At 36.2% G+C, this 17,310-nt stretch carries 20 protein-coding genes; 9 read left to right on the top strand and 11 right to left on the bottom strand.

What is annotated here, in order from left to right; translation table 11 throughout:
- A partial coding sequence (locus HA632_RS01480; RefSeq protein ID WP_176305472.1) for a T9SS type A sorting domain-containing protein occupies positions 1–1,581 on the top strand: 1,581 nt, incomplete at its 5' end.
- Positions 1,582–1,656: 75 nt separating this feature from the next.
- Here HA632_RS01480 and HA632_RS01475 read toward each other — a convergent pair.
- Positions 1,657–2,601, bottom strand: a complete 945-nt coding sequence (locus HA632_RS01475; RefSeq protein ID WP_176305471.1) for a TerC family protein — start codon at positions 2,599–2,601, stop codon at positions 1,657–1,659.
- 198 nt (positions 2,602–2,799) lie between these two features.
- Between HA632_RS01475 and HA632_RS01470 the strand changes: the two genes are divergently transcribed.
- From HA632_RS01470 to HA632_RS01445, 6 genes are all read left to right on the top strand, one after another.
- On the top strand, positions 2,800–4,989 hold the full coding sequence (locus HA632_RS01470) for a glutamine synthetase III (protein WP_176305470.1): 2,190 nt from the start codon (positions 2,800–2,802) through the stop codon (positions 4,987–4,989).
- A 102-nt stretch (positions 4,990–5,091) separates the two neighbouring features.
- Positions 5,092–5,982 (top strand): OmpA family protein, encoded by an 891-nt coding sequence (locus HA632_RS01465; protein WP_176305469.1) that lies wholly within the window; start codon positions 5,092–5,094, stop codon positions 5,980–5,982.
- 1 nt (position 5,983) lies between these two features.
- Entirely contained in the window at positions 5,984–6,817 is an 834-nt protein-coding gene (locus tag HA632_RS01460) for an OmpA family protein (protein WP_176305468.1), read from the top strand.
- On the top strand, positions 6,817–7,587 hold the full coding sequence (locus HA632_RS01455; RefSeq protein WP_176305467.1) for an OmpA family protein: 771 nt from the start codon (positions 6,817–6,819) through the stop codon (positions 7,585–7,587). Before HA632_RS01460 ends, HA632_RS01455 begins: the two co-directional genes overlap by 1 nt.
- A 75-nt stretch (positions 7,588–7,662) precedes the next feature.
- Positions 7,663–8,841 (top strand): AIR synthase related protein, encoded by a 1,179-nt coding sequence (locus HA632_RS01450; RefSeq protein WP_176305466.1) that lies wholly within the window; start codon positions 7,663–7,665, stop codon positions 8,839–8,841.
- A gap of 10 nt (positions 8,842–8,851) precedes the next feature.
- Positions 8,852–9,280: a hypothetical protein gene (locus tag HA632_RS01445; RefSeq protein WP_176305465.1), complete on the top strand. Its 429-nt coding sequence runs from the start codon at positions 8,852–8,854 to the stop codon at positions 9,278–9,280.
- Here HA632_RS01445 and HA632_RS01440 read toward each other — a convergent pair.
- The 8 genes from HA632_RS01440 to HA632_RS01405 form a co-directional block, all read right to left on the bottom strand.
- The gene (locus HA632_RS01440) at positions 9,277–9,552 is read right to left on the bottom strand and encodes an ATP-dependent Clp protease adaptor ClpS (protein ID WP_176305464.1); all 276 of its coding nucleotides are present in this window, start codon (positions 9,550–9,552) and stop codon (positions 9,277–9,279) included. The two genes, HA632_RS01445 and HA632_RS01440, sit on opposite strands and share 4 nt — an antisense overlap.
- Positions 9,553–9,600: 48 nt before the next feature.
- Entirely contained in the window at positions 9,601–10,434 is an 834-nt protein-coding gene (gene prmA, locus HA632_RS01435) for a 50S ribosomal protein L11 methyltransferase (RefSeq protein WP_176305463.1), read from the bottom strand.
- Between the two features lie 64 nt (positions 10,435–10,498).
- Positions 10,499–10,969: a hypothetical protein gene (locus HA632_RS01430; RefSeq protein ID WP_176305462.1), complete on the bottom strand. Its 471-nt coding sequence runs from the start codon at positions 10,967–10,969 to the stop codon at positions 10,499–10,501.
- 148 nt (positions 10,970–11,117) lie between these two features.
- Positions 11,118–11,870 (bottom strand): triose-phosphate isomerase, encoded by a 753-nt coding sequence (gene tpiA / locus HA632_RS01425; RefSeq protein WP_176305461.1) that lies wholly within the window; start codon positions 11,868–11,870, stop codon positions 11,118–11,120.
- A complete protein-coding gene (locus tag HA632_RS01420) occupies positions 11,870–12,367 on the bottom strand; it encodes a TlpA family protein disulfide reductase (protein ID WP_176305460.1) in 498 nt (165 codons plus the stop codon). The genes tpiA and HA632_RS01420 overlap by 1 nt, the downstream gene beginning before the upstream one ends.
- A 78-nt stretch (positions 12,368–12,445) precedes the next feature.
- On the bottom strand, positions 12,446–12,754 hold the full coding sequence (locus tag HA632_RS01415) for a hypothetical protein (RefSeq protein WP_176305459.1): 309 nt from the start codon (positions 12,752–12,754) through the stop codon (positions 12,446–12,448).
- A gap of 49 nt (positions 12,755–12,803) precedes the next feature.
- Positions 12,804–13,895 (bottom strand): MauE/DoxX family redox-associated membrane protein, encoded by a 1,092-nt coding sequence (locus HA632_RS01410; protein ID WP_176305458.1) that lies wholly within the window; start codon positions 13,893–13,895, stop codon positions 12,804–12,806.
- A gap of 51 nt (positions 13,896–13,946) precedes the next feature.
- The gene (locus HA632_RS01405) at positions 13,947–14,489 is read right to left on the bottom strand and encodes a DUF1599 domain-containing protein (protein ID WP_176305457.1); all 543 of its coding nucleotides are present in this window, start codon (positions 14,487–14,489) and stop codon (positions 13,947–13,949) included.
- A 91-nt stretch (positions 14,490–14,580) separates the two neighbouring features.
- Between HA632_RS01405 and folP the strand changes: the two genes are divergently transcribed.
- Together folP and HA632_RS01395 are read left to right on the top strand one after the other, a co-directional pair.
- Entirely contained in the window at positions 14,581–15,411 is an 831-nt protein-coding gene (gene folP / locus HA632_RS01400; protein ID WP_176305456.1) for a dihydropteroate synthase, read from the top strand.
- A 10-nt stretch (positions 15,412–15,421) separates the two neighbouring features.
- A complete protein-coding gene (locus HA632_RS01395; protein WP_176305455.1) occupies positions 15,422–16,054 on the top strand; it encodes a hypothetical protein in 633 nt (210 codons plus the stop codon).
- Between the two features lie 33 nt (positions 16,055–16,087).
- Here the strand turns inward: HA632_RS01395 and rlmH are convergent, their stop codons facing one another.
- Both rlmH and HA632_RS01385 read right to left on the bottom strand, forming a co-directional pair.
- On the bottom strand, positions 16,088–16,561 hold the full coding sequence (rlmH, locus tag HA632_RS01390) for a 23S rRNA (pseudouridine(1915)-N(3))-methyltransferase RlmH (RefSeq protein ID WP_176305454.1): 474 nt from the start codon (positions 16,559–16,561) through the stop codon (positions 16,088–16,090).
- Positions 16,562–16,567: 6 nt separating this feature from the next.
- On the bottom strand, positions 16,568–17,308 hold the full coding sequence (locus HA632_RS01385; protein ID WP_176305453.1) for a shikimate dehydrogenase: 741 nt from the start codon (positions 17,306–17,308) through the stop codon (positions 16,568–16,570).
- Between the last annotated feature and the right edge of the window lie 2 nt (positions 17,309–17,310).

The following is a 17,310-nucleotide window of genomic DNA, read 5'->3' as shown; positions in this document are numbered from 1 at the left end:
GGACAAGTAAGTGCACCGAGTGCTTGTGGAGGAACAACTACAGTGACTTATACTGTAACTGATAAATGTTATGAAACCTCAACAGTAACCAGAAGTTTCACAATAACAGCAGCCCCTGCATTAGTTGTGAGTTCACCTGATTCAACCATTATTAATTCTTGTGATTATGCAGACCAAGCGGCAGTAGATGCAGCGTTTGCTACCTGGTTAAGTCAATTTGCTGTGACAGGAGGATGTGCACCGACAGGTGATTATGGACAGCCAGTTGCTCCACCATTATGTAGTGGAGGAACTACAACAGTAACTTATGTTGTTAATGATTTATGTACCGTAGCTGATGTTTCAGAGTCATTTACAGTAGTTCCGGCTGCTAAATTAGAAATTTCATGTCCGGCTGATAGAGTAGTTGAATGTGGAGAAGATGCTGAAACTTCGTTTGCTCAATGGAAACATTTATTTGGTTATACAGGAGGATGTGCTAATGCAACAGTAACTGATTTGTCGCAATATCAAATGCCAGCTCCTGGTGTACCATTAATTATTACTTTCACGGTTACTGATAATTGTCAAACAGTTTCATGTACAGCGAGATTCTATATCAATGAATGTGCTTATTGTACTTACACTCAAGGTTATTATGGTAATCCAAAAGGAACAGCATGTACTCCTGAAGGAACCACAACTAACGCTAGAGCAATTATGATTAATGCTTTGACAATAGAAGAAGGAGAATACGATTTTGGTAGTACTACTACAGGAAACTATTTCAAATTGACTTTGGCTGATGTAACTAGTAACAATATATTCAGAATGTTACCTGGTGGTGGAACTCCAAGATCTTTAATTGGATACTCAACTTATTCAGTGGCTTCTACATGGAGTGATAACGATCCGCTTAATGCGAGTGGTTCACAAAGAGGCAAAATCAATAATAATTTATTAAGTCAAACGATGACATTGTTCTTCAATACAAGATTGAATTCTGAAATAGGAGACTTTGGTTTGACAAATACTTTTGTAACGGCTGATACTGAAGTTTGTGGTTCTGATGTGCCTATGCCAGGTACAGAACAACTATTCACTATCCCTCAACCGGTAATTGACTACCTTGATGTCAATGGCGGAGCTACAGTAAGTAATTTATTTGTACTTGCCAACAGAGCATTGGGTGGTGAAAATATTGGTAATGTTACGGCTAGTGAAGTTAATGCCGCCGTTGATGCTATCAATAGAGGATTTGACGGATGTAGAGTTTTCGTTGGAACTACAATGCCAATTGATATTACTGAAGCAGCAGTTATTCAAGAGTTTAATGCTTCTTTGACCTCAAAAGTGGTTATGGAAGTTAAGATTTATCCTAATCCTTATACTGACAACTTTAATGTAAGTTTATCAACTTCAAATGATAACAAAGTTGCCATAGCAGTTTATGATATGATAGGAAGATTAATCGAAACGCGCGATGTAAATCCTAGAGAGTCATCTGAGGTTAAAATTGGGGATAGATATCCTTCAGGAATTTACAATGTAATTGTTACTCAAGGAGAAGAAGTTAGAACTCTTAAAGTAATCAAAAGATAATCTTTAAATTAAATTATAGTCAATAAAAAACCTCTTCATTATGAAGAGGTTTTTTTATTATAAAATATCCGTATACTATTGAGGATTATTGTTTTTTCTTATCGAAATGATAATTCCTGCTAATAATGACAGTGCAATAAAACCTAAAGAAACCCATTCGGGGAATTTGTAATAGTGAATGATTAACATTTTGATGCCTACAAAAGTTAGTATGGCAATCAAGCTGTATTCAAGATAACTGAATCTTTCCAACATATTGGCCAAAAAGAAATACATAGAGCGTAAACCTAAAATGGCAAAAATGTTAGAACTAAAAACTAAAAATGGGTCAGAGGTAATGGCTAAAATCGCCGGTACACTATCCAAAGCAAAAAGCATATCCATTACTTCAATTACAATCAAAGCCACAAAAAGTGGTGTAGCTGCCGTAATATGTCTTCTCTTTACAAAAAAATGTTCTCCTTCAGCATGACTGGTAATCGGAATGATTTTGCGTAAGTTTCTGTAAACGAATGATTTTTTTGGATTAAATTCTTCTTCATCTCCTTTAAACAACATCTTAACGGCTGTAAAAATCAAAAATGCACCAAACAAATAGGTCATCCAGCTGAATTTATTTATCAAAATCACACCAAAGAAAATCATCAAACCTCTAAAAACTATAGCGCCCAAAATACCCCAAAACAAAACTCGATGCTGGTATTTTTGAGGAATTTTAAATGAAGCGAAAATCACTGCAATGACAAAAATATTATCTACACTCAAGGATAATTCAATCAGGTAACCGGTGATAAACTTCATAGAAGCTACGGCAGGGGTTAATTCGGTAGGATTGGCGATGAATCCGTTTTTGTATATCCAACCTACAACAATGCTGAAAATAAAAGAGAGTGATACCCAAACTCCGGTCCAAATTCCGGCTTCTTTGGGTTTGATAACATGAGGTTTTTTGTTAAATACTCCTAAATCAAGGGCAAGAAATAGAAAAATTAAGGCCAAGAAAATAATCCAAACTGTCATGATGTACTTATTTAGTAACTACAAATATAGGGGTTTGGATGGTCTAAGTGCAATTATTAACGACAGTCTAACAAAAAACGTATTTTTTATTAATTTATCAAATTGACCCCTAAAAAAGTAGGGTCTATTTATTTTAAATTAAAAATATTGCTATATTTGCATCAAAATAATAGGGTATAACTTTTAAAAATTAACTTTATGTCAACTTTACGTTTTCAAGCATTAAAAGATGCATCGGGCAGAAAGCCTGTAAAATTTGAAGAAGCTGATAAAAAATCGGCACTTTTTGGTTCCAATGTGTTTAATGATAAAGCCATGAAGCAATATTTGACTTCAGATGCTTATAAAGGAGTGAAAGATGCCGTACAGCATGGAACTAAAATTGACAGAAAGCTAGCTGATTATATCGCTATGGGAATGAAAGAATGGGCTTTGTCGAAAGGCGTTACTCACTATACCCACTGGTTCCAACCTTTAACCGGAACAACTGCTGAAAAGCACGATGCTTTCTTTGAAACGTCTTATGACGGTTCTGACCCTGTAGAAAAATTTGGTGGTGGACAATTGGTGCAACAAGAACCAGATGCGTCTTCTTTCCCGAATGGTGGTATCAGAAATACTTTCGAAGCGCGTGGTTATACCGCTTGGGATCCAACTTCTCCTGCGTTTATCTTTGGGACTACTTTATGTATTCCTACAGTATTCATTTCTTATACCGGTGAAGCTTTAGATTATAAAACACCTTTATTACGCGCTTTAAATGCTGTGGATGAAGCGGCGACTGAAGTATGTAAATATTTCGATAAAAATGTAAAAAAAGTAACAGCCACTTTAGGCTGGGAACAAGAATATTTCTTGGTTGACAGTTCATTAGCCAATTCACGTCCCGATTTAGTAATGACCGGGAGAACTTTATTAGGCCATACTTCTGCTAAAGGACAACAATTAGACGATCATTATTTCGGTTCAATTCCTTCTCGTGCTTTAAATTACATGAGAGAATTAGAAGAAGAATGTATGTTGTTAGGAATTCCGGTTAAAACACGTCACAATGAAGTAGCGCCAAACCAATTTGAGTTGGCTCCGATTTTTGAAGAAACAAACTTAGCTGTTGACCATAATTCCTTATTAATGGACGTTATGTCAAAAGTAGGCGAACGTCATGATTTTAAAGTGCTGTTCCATGAAAAACCATTCAAAGGCGTAAACGGTTCAGGAAAACACAATAACTGGTCGTTAGCTACAGATACGGGTGTAAACTTATTGTCTCCGAGCAAAACGCCAATGAGTAATTTACAGTTCTTGTCTTTCTTTATCAATACTATCAAAGCGGTGAATGAGTATGAAGAATTACTTCGCGCTGCTATTGCTACAGCCAGTAATGACCACAGATTGGGAGCCAATGAAGCGCCACCGGCTATTATTTCGGTGTTCATCGGAGAACAGTTGACCAAAGTTTTAGCTGAATTAGAAGGTGTTTCTAAAGGAAAATTATCTCCGGAAGAAAAAACCGATTTAAAATTAAACGTTGTAGGTAAAATTCCGGACGTAATGTTGGACAATACCGACAGAAACAGAACATCTCCGTTTGCCTTTACCGGAAATAAATTTGAATTCCGTGCCGTTGGTTCTTCTGCCAACTGTGCTAATGCGATGACCACTTTGAATTCTATTGTGGCCAAACAATTGAAAGAGTTCAAAAAAGAAGTTGATACTTTAATCGAGAAAAAAGATTTAAAGAAAGACGAAGCTATTTTCAACGTGTTAAGAGAATACATCAAACAAACCAAAAACATCCTTTTTGAAGGTGACGGTTACAGCGATGCTTGGGAAAAAGAAGCCAAGAAACGAGGCTTAAGCAATCACAAAACGACGCCTGCAGCTCTAAAAGCTAAAGTGTCTAAAAAAGCATTGGAATTGTTCGAAGAGTTACATGTAATGAATCATGTAGAGGTAGAAGCTCGTTACGAAATAGAGTTGGAAGAATACACTAAGAAAATCCAAATCGAAGGTAGAGTTTTAGGAGATATAGCCCGTAATCACGTGATTCCAACAGCCATTCGTTACCAAAATACTTTAATCGAAAACGTACGTGGATTAAAAGAAATTTTTGGTAAAGACTTTGAAAAAATTGCCAAAGAACAAATCTCTCTAATCAAAGAAATTTCAGCGCATATTGAAGGCATTAATTCAAATGTGGAAGCCATGACCGAAGCCCGTAAAAAAGCCAACGCTCTTACCGACGCTCAAAAAATGGCGGAATCTTATTGTGATAAAGTAAAACCATACTTTGAAATAATCAGAGAGCATTGCGATAAATTAGAGTTATTGGTAGATGATGAAATCTGGACATTAACCAAATACAGAGAGTTATTATTTACAAGATAATCTTTATCATTAGTTAACATAACACCCGACAGTTTTAAAATTGTCGGGTGTTTTTATATTAAAAATGCCGTAACTTCGTTATACTATAATAAAACCCAAACCATGTTGCGCAAAATAACCACTGTATTTTTTCTGTTCATCACTGCCAACCTGTTAGCACAAGAGCAAATGTCTGTCTTTTTTGAGAGCAACAAATTTCAATTGACTAAAAAAGAGCAAAACAAACTCAACCAATGGATTTTGGCCAACAATAATAATAAGATTGTAGCCATTCACGGGTTTACTGATGAAGACGGAACTTCAGGTTTCAATGATACTTTGGCCCAAAAAAGAGTTGATTTTATCTTTCAAATAGTCAAAGACCAAATCAAAATCAGAGCCGATTTTAAAACATTGAGTTTTGGTGAAAAGTTCAATCAATCTGCAATTAAAGCCGAAAACAGAAAGGTTACCATTTATTACATTCTTGAAAAAGACCTTCCGCGCGAAAATGAAATTCTCGGCATCAAACCCGCAGCAGCAGTCGAAGAATTGCCCAAACCCGAAATAGAATATCCTGAAAAATTAGTCTTTGAAAACCCAAACGGAACCAAATCTGAATTCAAACTCGACAGGGTTTTTATGAATAGAGTCAATAGCGCTAAAGTTGGGGAGAAATTGAAAATAGAAAACCTTAATTTTATCATCAACACTTTTGCTGTGGTCAATGAATCCAGAGGAAAAATGTATGAGCTCCTATTGGTTTTGCAAAATAATCCTCAATTGAAAATAGAAATTCAAGGCCATTTGTGTTGTATGCCTAATGACCGATTGGATTTATCAACTCAAAGAGCCAAAGCGATTTATAATTTTTTAGTTTCCAATCAAATTTATCCTGCAAGATTATCCTATAAAGGTTTCGGAAGTACACAGCCCATTTACCCGTTACCCGAAAAAAATGAAAGCGAAAGAGCCGCCAATAGGCGTGTAGAAATTTTAATTGTAGCGAATTAAGATGAAAGTATTCCAATTTGGATTATTGCTATTATGTTCATTCTTAGGTTTTTCTCAAAATAAGATTGAAGTGTTTTTTGATTTTAATAAAGACATGCCCAATCCAATTTCTATGGTGAAATTGAACCAATGGATTGCAGCACATAAGTCGGTTGAAATCACCGAAATATTAGGGTATTGTGACAGCGTTGACGATAGCCGATACAACAAAGATTTGGCCATGAGAAGGATAAATTCTGTTTTGAAAATAGTAAAAAGAGACAGTGTTAAAGTCAGTGATAAATTGGTGTTGAAACCTTTTGGCAAAGATTTTCAATATTCAAAAATTCAGGAAGAGAATAGGAAAGTAACCATTTATTATCACCAAATAAAGGAGGAGAAAACAATTGAGGTCAATAAAGAAAAAGAGGATAAAGTTGAGCGAGCCTCCGATTTAGTTGCTAAAGAAAAATCAGAATTGGCCCAGAAGTTTAAAAAAGCTAAAAAAGGAGACTTGATCCGAATCAACAATATCAATTTTCAGTTCAATTCGGAGAGAATGATGGCCGAATCTGAGCCACTCTTGCTGGAGTTGTTACAGATTTTATATGATAATCCAAAGTTGAAAATCGCCATACACGGCCACATTTGCTGTAATCCTAATGGAATGGATACCAAGTTGTCTTATCGAAGAGCATTGGTTATTTTTAAGTATTTGACTAAATTTGATATTGAGATGAACCGCTTGTCTTATAAGGGTTTTGGTAGTAACGACCCAATTTATAAGTTGCCCGAACGCAATGAAGCTGAGCGGAAAGCCAATCGTAGGGTTGAAATTTTAATTGTCGACAAGTAATGAAGTTCAAAATCGCTATATTGTTTTTTTGGTTTTCCCTGAATTGTTGGGGACAAAAACAATTTGAAGTATTTTTCGATTTCAATAAAGACTTTCCGAATCAAAGTTCGATACTGTCGCTCAATGAATGGATTGCCAATAACAAAGCCATTGAAATCACCAGATTGTTAGGCTTTTGCGACAGCATTGACACCAAAGATTACAACAAAAATTTGGCCTTAAGACGCATAGAAAGTGTGCGGGAATTATTGGATAAAAGTGGTTTGAAATTCAATAAAAACCTCGACAAAATAGCTTACGGGAAAGAGTTTAAACAATCTAAAATTCAGGCAGAGAACAGAAGAGTAACCATATTTTATACTGAAATTGTAAAAGAACCCATTGAAAGTGCTTTCTCTAAACAAATCAGAAACTCCAAAGTAGGAGAAACCATTAAGTTACCCAATATTTATTTCTTCAATAATTCGGCCCGGATTGTGCCCAAATCGGAATCCAGTTTATATGATTTGCTTTGCGCTATGCAGGAAAATCCAAAATTAAAAATTGAAATTCAGGGTCATATCTGTTGCCAAATGGTGAATGATTTTAATAATATTTCCACAGCTCGAGCCCGCGCCATTTACAATTATTTGTTGCGAAATAAAATCGACAGGAAAAGAATGAGTTTTAAGGGATATGGAGTTTTAAAGCCAATTCATAAAATTCCGGAGCAAAACCAAACCGAAGAAGATGAAAACCGAAGAGTCGAGATTTTGATTTTAGAGAATTGATAAAAAATCCCAAATCCCAAATCCCAAATCCCAAATCTTAATCCTATCTTTGCAGCACACAACTAACAATACAATATGAGCTCTGATAACAGTCAACGCTACAATCTACGGGGAGTTTCGGCTTCCAAAGAAGATGTGCACAACGCCATCAAAAATATCGACAAAGGATTATTCCCAAAAGCTTTTTGCAAAATCGTTCCCGATTACCTGACTAATGACGACAATTATTGTCTGATTATGCATGCGGATGGTGCCGGAACCAAATCGTCTTTGGCCTATTTGTATTGGAAAGAAACCGGAGATATTTCGGTGTGGAAAGGTATTGCGCAAGATGCATTGATTATGAATATCGATGATTTATTGTGCGTTGGCGCTACCGATAATATTTTGTTGTCGTCTACGATCGGAAGAAATAAAAACCTGATTCCGGCCGAAGTGATTTCTGCCATTATTAACGGAACCGAAGAATTAATTGCCGAGTTGAAATCCTTTGGTGTAACGATTCATTCTACCGGAGGCGAAACCGCTGATGTGGGTGATTTGGTGCGAACAATCATCGTAGATTCAACCGTTACGGCTCGAATGAAACGAAGCGATGTGGTTGATAATGCCAATATTCAAGCCGGCGATGTGATTGTTGGTTTGGCTTCTTTTGGTCAGGCCAAATATGAAAAAAGTTACAACGGCGGTATGGGAAGTAATGGGCTAACTTCTGCACGACATGATGTTTTTGCCAAATATTTGGCCGAAAAATACCCGGAAAGTTTTGATGCAGCGGTTCCGAATGAATTAATTTATTCCGGCCAAACTAAATTGACCGATGCGGTAGAAGATTCTCCAATCGATGCCGGAAAATTGGTCTTATCACCAACCCGAACTTATGCGCCGATTATCAAATCGATTTTAGATAAATATACTCCAAATGAAATCCACGGAATGGTTCATTGTTCCGGTGGTGCACAAACCAAAGTATTGCATTTTGTGGATAATGTTCATGTCATCAAGGATAACTTATTTCCGGTGCCGCCTTTATTCAAACTTATTCAAGAAAACTCCAAAACCGATTGGAAAGAAATGTACCAAGTGTTCAACTGCGGTCATCGAATGGAATTATATGTACCGCGAGCCATTGCTCAAGATATTATCACCATTTCTGAATCTTTTGGTGTAGCTGCTAAAATTGTGGGTAGAGTAGAAGCTTCAGAAAATAAAAAGCTTACTATCGAAAGTGAGTTTGGTAAGTTTGAATATTAAAACTATGCCAATGATTATCAATCCTAAAAACGGAGTCGATCAATTGCTCTTCGGCATGAAACAAAATCATGTGGAAGCCATATATGGTAAGCCTTCCAAGCAATTCAAAGACGAAGACGGTAATGTAATTTATCATTACAATGCACAAAAAATAAGCGTAACTTTTTATGAAGATGAAAATTATCGTTTAGGCTATATTGCTTGTTCAAATCCTGAAGCAACTATTTTAGGAAATAACGTTATTGGTAAAAATGTCGAATCAATCAAGGCTGATTTGCCTTTTAAATCATGGTCTGTAGAAGATTTTGATTCTTTTGAAAATCACTTTAACGAAAGCAATTGGTTGATTCTTCAAACCGAATATGATATTGTTATTCGCGTGGAAATTGGCGCTATCATTAAAGACAGCGACGAGTTTGACTGGAAGTTTAAAGGTTAAATAATCTCGGCACTCAAACCGGCTTCCAATAATTGAGTACATTGGGGTTTTAGTTCGTCAAAGTGTCCCGTTTTTACGGTACATTTTCCTTTGTAATGTACTAAAATGGCACATTGTTCGGCTTGTTCAGCGGTGTGTTGACAAACGCGAATTAAAGTGTCAATCACGTGGTCAAAAGTGTTGACATCATCATTATACAAAACTATTTCATTGTTGGTTCCAACCAACTCTTCGACTAAAACGTCTTCTTGTACTTTTTCTATAGTGCTCATTTGTTTCTTTTCGAGTTTAAGGTTTTATTTTTACCTCGGAATACATCATTAATAACTGTATTTTAATGAAACCCAATTGTTTCTCTCAAATTTTTTCACATAGGTTAGCCCTTTCGCTGTGCATGAAGCATCAATAAACGGAATGTCTTCGGTGTAGAATCCGCTTAACAAAAGAATACCACCTTTGTTCAAACAATCTACATATTGCTGCATATCGTTTAATAAAATGTTGCGGTTAATGTTGGCAATGAGTAAGTCGTATTTTTTTCCTTTCAACAATTCAGCATCGCCTTCATAAACAGTGATTTCATGACAATTATTGCGTTCGGCATTTTCAATAGAGTTCAAATAGCACCAGTTATCGATATCAATAGCATCAATTGGTTTAGCGCCTTTCATTTCAGCCAAAATGGCTAAAATTGCTGTGCCGCAACCCATGTCTAAGGTTTTCATACCTGTAACATCGGTTTCCAATAGATGTTGAATCATCATGTGTGTGGTTTCGTGATGTCCGGTTCCGAAACTCATTTTGGGTTCGATAACAATATCAAACTGTGCTTCGGTTTTTGGGTGGAATGGTGCGCGAACATGGCATTTCCCATCTACATCTATGGGTTCGAAATTCTTTTCCCATTCCTCATTCCAGTTGACTTGATCAATTTCTTCAACAGTATAGGAAATAGTAAATTCCGGCGAGGTTAACAGATAAATATCTTCTAAGATATCTTCGGTCCAAAGGTCTTTTTGGATGTAAGCACTAAAACCGTTGTCGGTTTCTATAAAACTTTCAAATGGTTTTTCTCCCAATTCGGCAATTAAGATTTCTGAACCTAAGTCTTTGGGCTCAACCGAAAAATGATACCCTAAATAGCTGTTTGACATGGATTATTTTTTTGCAAAGGTAACAATCGAAAGAGTTACTGTAAAGCGTTTTGCAAAAAGAAATTTAATCTAATTTGACCATAGCGGCTTTTAAACTCGCATTTGGAATTTCATCCGGTGCCACAGTAAAGATCATGATGCGTTTATAGCGTTTGCTGTCGCCGTCATACAAATAAGTCATGGTATTGTCTTTCGGATTGTAGGTGAGTTTGGCTCTCATAAATTTAGATTGTATCATCCATGAACCCTCATTGTCATCTTCTTTGGTGAAATTATAGATTGAACCGTGATGCAATCGGGTTTGTCCGTTGTCAATCATACTGATAACAACATAGCCATTGGTTTTGGAGCCAATTTCACGGATGTCGATTACCGAATGTTCGTATTCGGTTTCTACCAATTCATACTTTTCAAAATCAACATTCCATACATAATACTTTCTCGAATCAGATTGAAAACGTTTTTGGGTATCAATTTGGGCTTGTAGGTTTGTTAAAGAGACAAAAAGGAAAAGTAAAATTAATTTAGCTTTCATAAACTTATTTGATTTTAGACAGGGTAAAGCAAAGAAAAATATCGTTTAAATGCAAATAAAATCGATTAAAAGCATATTTTTATTTATTTAGATAAAAAAAACCTTTCAAATTAATGAAAGGCTTTTAGAATAAAATATTTAATTAAAATTAAATTGCACTTGCGATCGCAGCAAAATCTGTTGCTTTTAAGGCTGCACCGCCTATCAACCCGCCATCAACATCAGGCTTTGAAAAAATTTCTTTGGCATTGTCAGGTTTTACGCTTCCTCCATATAAAATGGAAACATCTTCGGCAACATCGCTTCCAAATCTTTTTCGAATGGTTTCTCTGATGAACTCGTGCATTTCCTGCGCTTGTTCAGGTGAAGCGGTTTCTCCCGTACCAATGGCCCAAACGGGTTCATAAGCTAAAATGATTTGTTCCCAATCTTTATTTTCTAAGTGAAACAAACCATCTCGCAATTGATTTTCCACCACATTGAAATGTTGGTTATTTTGTCTGTCTTTTAATTCTTCCCCAAAGCAAAAAATAACAGTCATATCGTGTTTTAATGCGGTAGTCACTTTTTGTGCCAAAAGGGTATCGGTTTCATGAAAATAGGCACGACGCTCTGAGTGTCCTAAAATCACAATATTTACACCTATACTTTTTAACATATCGGCTGAAATTTCACCGGTATAGGCACCGCTTTCATTTTGATGCATATTTTGTGCGGCCACACCGATATTCGTAAATTCTAAATGGTCAACGGCAGAAGCCAGATTTACAAATGTAGGGGCGACGATAATTTGTGCCTCAAGATCGTTGGGCAATTTGTCAATCAATTCGTTTAATAAATCTTCAGTTTCTTCGGCATTTTTATGCATTTTCCAATTACCGGCAACAATCTTTTGTCTCATTATAATATTTTTTTTATGGTGGCGCTCATTTCTTCAAAGTCGGTTTCTACAGCTCTGTAAGTGGCAATTTTACCGTCTTTGTCAATAATAATATATCTTGGAATCCAATCCAAATCAATGGATTTTCCGAATTCTCCTTTCATTCCGTCGGTGACCCAATAGTGGTCGCCTTTTAATTCGTGTTTGTCAATTCCGGCCAACCATTTGTCATAGGATTTGTCCATAGAGATAAACACATAACTGGCATCGGTATATTTGGCTTGTAGCTCTTTAAATTTGGGCATAGCCTTAACACAATCACTGCACCAAGAAGCCCAAATTTCCATTACGACAACTTTTCCTTTGTGGTTTTTAATGATTTCTTTAAAAGTGGTTTGTGTACTGTCTTGAGCAATTAATTTTTTTTCAAAAGTTGTTTTGCTGAATTCTGTTTTTTGGGCATTTGAGCATGCTAAACAACTGATAATAAACACGATACTTAAAAGGACTTTTTTCATTTCAATTTTTTTATAAAGATAAAATATGACTTACTTTCAAAGTCATAAAATTTTGCTAATTCTCTTCGGTTTGGTGAATCATTTTTTGTTTTTGTTCTCCGGATTGTCTTTCAGGTAAAAGAGTTTGTGCTTTTTCCTTTTGCGCTCTCTTCGCTCTTTTTTCTTTTTATTGTCATACATATATTTTAGGATTAAAATAACCCCTAAAATAGAAAGAAAGGTCAAAGTACTGCCTATCAGAATATAAATTGTATTGCCCAATGGTGGGTCTTCCATCGTTGAGATGTGATTGAGAACAAAGTAACCCAAGGAAAAAACAATGACACATAAGACAATACCTATCAGTCCTCTTTCGTTTACTCTTTTAGACATTATATACTTAATCATAAAATCTTTTTTAGTCTTTAAAAATAAGAAAAAGAAACATAAGTTGGATTTATTTTTTTAACTCTGAATATGGCTTATTGATTAAGCTTTCAAAATCTGAGAGGACAAATTTATTGTCGGTTATACCCCAATAGTATTTGTATTCATTTCCGTTCCACAAATATTTGATGCCGGGTGTGTCTTTGCCCGAACCCAGTACTTTCCAGAATGGAATAACCTCAATGATTTTATAGGGATATTCGGCTCCGGCATATTTGAAAAACGCCGGAATCAAGTCGGCTTCCTCATTCATGAAAATAATCGAAATCTCTGGGAAATTTTTGGTGGTTTTTCTCAATTCTGTCAACTCTTTAGCCGCATCGCGACAATGATCACAACCCGGAACAAAGAAACAAAGTGTTTTTCGTCCTTTATCAATGTTAGGAAAATATTGGGCGTAACCCGATTTGTGTCTGGCGGGCTCTGTGGGTTCCGTTTTGACTACTTCTTTAAGTGTTTCGTCTACTTTTTTAACGGTGTCTTTTGTAACCACGGTTTTTAAGGTGTCAACTTTGGTTTCAGGAATGGTATCATTTGTGGTTTCTTCCGGAGTAGTAACGCTGAAGCTACTTTCTATAGGCTGGATAGGAGCCAACATGAATAAGGCCAAAATAGAAGCCAAAGTAACCGTTGTCAATAACCAAAAATTGTCTTTCTTTTCGTTTGATTTTGGCATGATAAACAGTAACCAAATCAATAATGCCATAGCAGCTACGTTTTTGAGAATCGCTTCGATAGGCGTCATGGGCAACAAACTTCCAAAACAGCCGCAGTTTCCTGAATTCCCTCCATTTTGTATCGTTTCGATGGTCAAATGTGAAGTGAAAACAAATAACAATAAAATCGTAGCCGGTATGATAATGCTTCGCAAAAAGTGCTTTTGCAATATCAAAAAGCCTAAGGCCAATTCAATTCCGATTAAAACTCTCGAAAAATAGGGTGCAAAACTTTCCGAAAATCCCATCGGATACAATTGTTTTACTTCAAAGGTTGAAATGGCGAAGTAAGGCGACGGATATAATTTGGCGACAGCCGAAAGTAAAAACAGGAATGAAATTACGATTCGAATTCCCCAAGCGATATTATTTTTAGAGATTGCCATAATTGTTGTAATATAGATTTTGGAATTTATTTAAATTTAAGCGCTTATAAATTATTGTCCGAATTTCATCAGAATTAAAGCAAAAACCGAATAATTAATCATGTCCTGATAATTGGCGTCAATGCCTTCTGAAACGATTGTTTTGCCTTGATTGTCTTCAATTTGCTTTACACGAAGTAGCTTTTGTAAAATCAAATCAGTTAGTGAACTCACCCGCATGTCTCGCCAAGCTTCGCTGTAATCGTGGTTTTTGGCTTCCATCAAGGATTTGGTTATAGCTACTTTTTCATCATACAGTTGGGTCGCCTTAGCCACATCCAAATCGGGTTGTTCTACTACGCCCAAATCCAATTGGATTAAAGCCATAATCGAATAGTTAATAATCCCGATAAATTCTCCGGTTTCGTCTTCGTCCACTTTGCGAACATCGTTTTGTTGCAAACTGCGGATGCGTTGGGCTTTGATGAATATTTGATCGGTCAAGGAAGGCAGTCTCAAGATTCTCCAAGCACTTCCGTAGTCTTTCATTTTGTTGATATACAGTTGTCGGCAAATGGCGATAACCTTGTCATATTCTTGAGAAGTTTTACTCATTTCAGTGTATCTTTGTGTCAAATTTTCCCAAAAGTAAAGAATAAAGATTGAAGTACAAAGGACTAAATCTTATAACTAACTTAAAATGCAAATGACCATTAACTGCCTCGGAACGCTTGTCGATTTATCTTCTCCCAAAGTCATGGGAATCTTAAATGTTACGCCCAATTCTTTTTACGACGGCGGAAAATTTAACGATGAAAAAAGGCTGCTTTTGCAAGTAGAAAAAATGCTTACCGAAGGTGCAACCTTTATCGATATCGGAGCTTATTCCAGCAAGCCAAATGCTGAGTTCGTTTCAGAGGAAGAGGAAATCGATCGCTTAATTCCTATTGTAAAATCGGTGCTGAAACATTTTCCCCAAACCTTAATTTCAATTGATACTTTTCGGGCTAATGTGGCTAAAGTCGGAATTGAAAACGGCGCTTGCATCATTAACGACATTGCCGCCGGGAGTTTAGACGAAAACATGATGAAAACCGTGTCCGAACTGCAAGTGCCTTATATCATGATGCACATGAAAGGCAATCCGCAAACCATGCAAAGTTTGGCCCAATATGACAATATCACCAAAGAAATGTTGTTCTATTTCTCAGAAAAAGTAGCACAAGCAAGAAATTTGGGTATCAACGATTTAATTATTGATCCCGGATTTGGCTTTGCCAAAACCTTAGAACAAAACTTTGAAGTCATGAATAATTTGGAGCTGTTTCAGATGATGGAATTGCCTATTTTGGTCGGAATTTCTAGAAAATCAATGATTTATAAAACACTGGATACTTCGGCTGAGTTTGCGCTGAACGGTACAACCGTTTTGAATACAATTGCTTTACAAAAAGGTAGTAATATTTTAAGAGTTCATGATGTGAAAGAAGCAATAGAATGCGTAAAATTGCACCGTAGTTTGAATTTCAAAAAGTAAATCCCAAATAATGAAAAAGACAGCCTTATTGATATTTTCAATTTTAATGATTTCCTGCGGAGAGGATAAAGAAGTTTTATTGCCCGTGGCCAAGGAAACGATAGTGGCGGAGGTCAAAGACCATTCACCGATTTATTTCTTTTTTAAATTGGAAGAAAAAGATACAATTGTCGATGTCAATCGGAACAATTCTATCAGCTCAACCAATTGGTTGTTCAATATTGACAAGCGTTTGCCGCTGCGTAAAGTGATTTTGGAAATCAAAAAACTACAAATTAAAAAAGACAAAAGTGCCCACAAAAGCGCTACTTCGGAAAACTATTTTACTTACACCGATACGGTGAAGAAGAACCTGGCTTTTATGCCGTTTACCAAAATTCGCTACAAATTAGAGAAACCCGATTTTAATGTTAAGTATTTTCACTTAGACCGCAATGATTTGGTGCATTACAACGAATTGGTTTTTTCCAAAAACCAGCTACAAGAGTTTATCAATAAGTTACCCAATCCTTCCAGAATATATTTCTCTTTCGATAAAGGCATGTCTTTCGGAAAATATATTGAATACAAACTCTTTATCAAAAATCTGGAAATTACACAGCTTGGTGTTTCTGTAAATTCAAATAAAGAATATATTTACTAAACTGGTTACTGCCAACAGATCGCTGAAGGCTAATTACTGATGGTGATAAGGTTCGTTACGCAAAATTGTAAAGCCTCTATACAATTGCTCGATAAAGAACAATCTAACCATTTGATGCGAAAAAGTCATCTCGGAAAGCGAAACTTTTCCTTGGGCTTTTTTGTAGACTTCAGTACTGAAACCATAAGGTCCGCCAATCACAAAAACCAAAGTTTTTACTCCGGAATTCATTTTCTTTTGTAAATAATCGGAGAAGCCAACGCTTGAGAAAGTAGAACCATTTTCGTCTAATAAAATCAATTGGTCGGTCGGTGTGAGTTTGGCCAAAATCAATTCGCCTTCTTTCTCTTTTTGTTGCGCTTCTGAAAGGTTTTTGACATTTTTGATATCGGGAATAATCTCCAAATCAAATTTGATGTAAAATGACAAACGCTTGGTGTAATCGTCAATCAACGTTTGCAAGGCTTTGTTGTCGGTTTTGCCAATGGTGATTAGTTTGATGTTCATGGCTGTTTATTTATTCCAAATTTTCCAAGCTTTCTCGGCTTGCAAAACTAACATTTCGTAACCGTTTTTGGTAATCGCTCCTTTCTTTTTCGCCTTTTTTAAAAACTGTGTTTCCTCCGGATTGTAAATCAGGTCGAAAGCAATGTGTTTTTCGGTAAAAAAGTTATACGGAATAGGGGGAAAGGCTTTGGTATCAGGGCTTGTGCCCAATGGTGTGCAATTGATAATGATATGGTAATTGTCAAAAGTCGTTGCGTTGATTCGGTCATAGTCTATCATGCCTTCCTTTTCTTCTCGAGAAACATAAGTGTATAGAATTCCGAGTTGGTCTAAAGCAAAAGCAACCGCTTTAGCTGCGCCACCGGTTCCGAGAATCAAGGCTTTTTGATGATGTGGTTGGAGTAGTGGTTGCAAAGATTTCATAAAACCGTAGTAATCTGAGTTGTAGCCTTTAAGCTTGCCTTTTTTAGTAAAGCGAATGACATTGACTGCGCCAATTTGGGCTGCATTTTTAGACAGTTTGTTCAAATAAGGAATGACAGATTCTTTGTAGGGAATGGTAACGTTTACCCCTTTTAAATCGGGATTGTTGGCAAGGAGTGTCGGGAATTCCTCGATAGATTGCAAGTCGAAATTCTCATAAGAACAATCCACAAGATTACCCAAAGCAAACTTTTCGGTAAAGTACTTTTTAGAAAATGAATAGGAAATATTTTTCCCGATAAGACCATATTGTCTTTTCGACATGG

Source organism: Flavobacterium sp. J49 (assembly GCF_011742145.1).
Classification (GTDB): Bacteria; Bacteroidota; Bacteroidia; order Flavobacteriales; family Flavobacteriaceae; genus Flavobacterium.
This window is presented reverse-complemented; position numbering and strand designations above follow the sequence as displayed.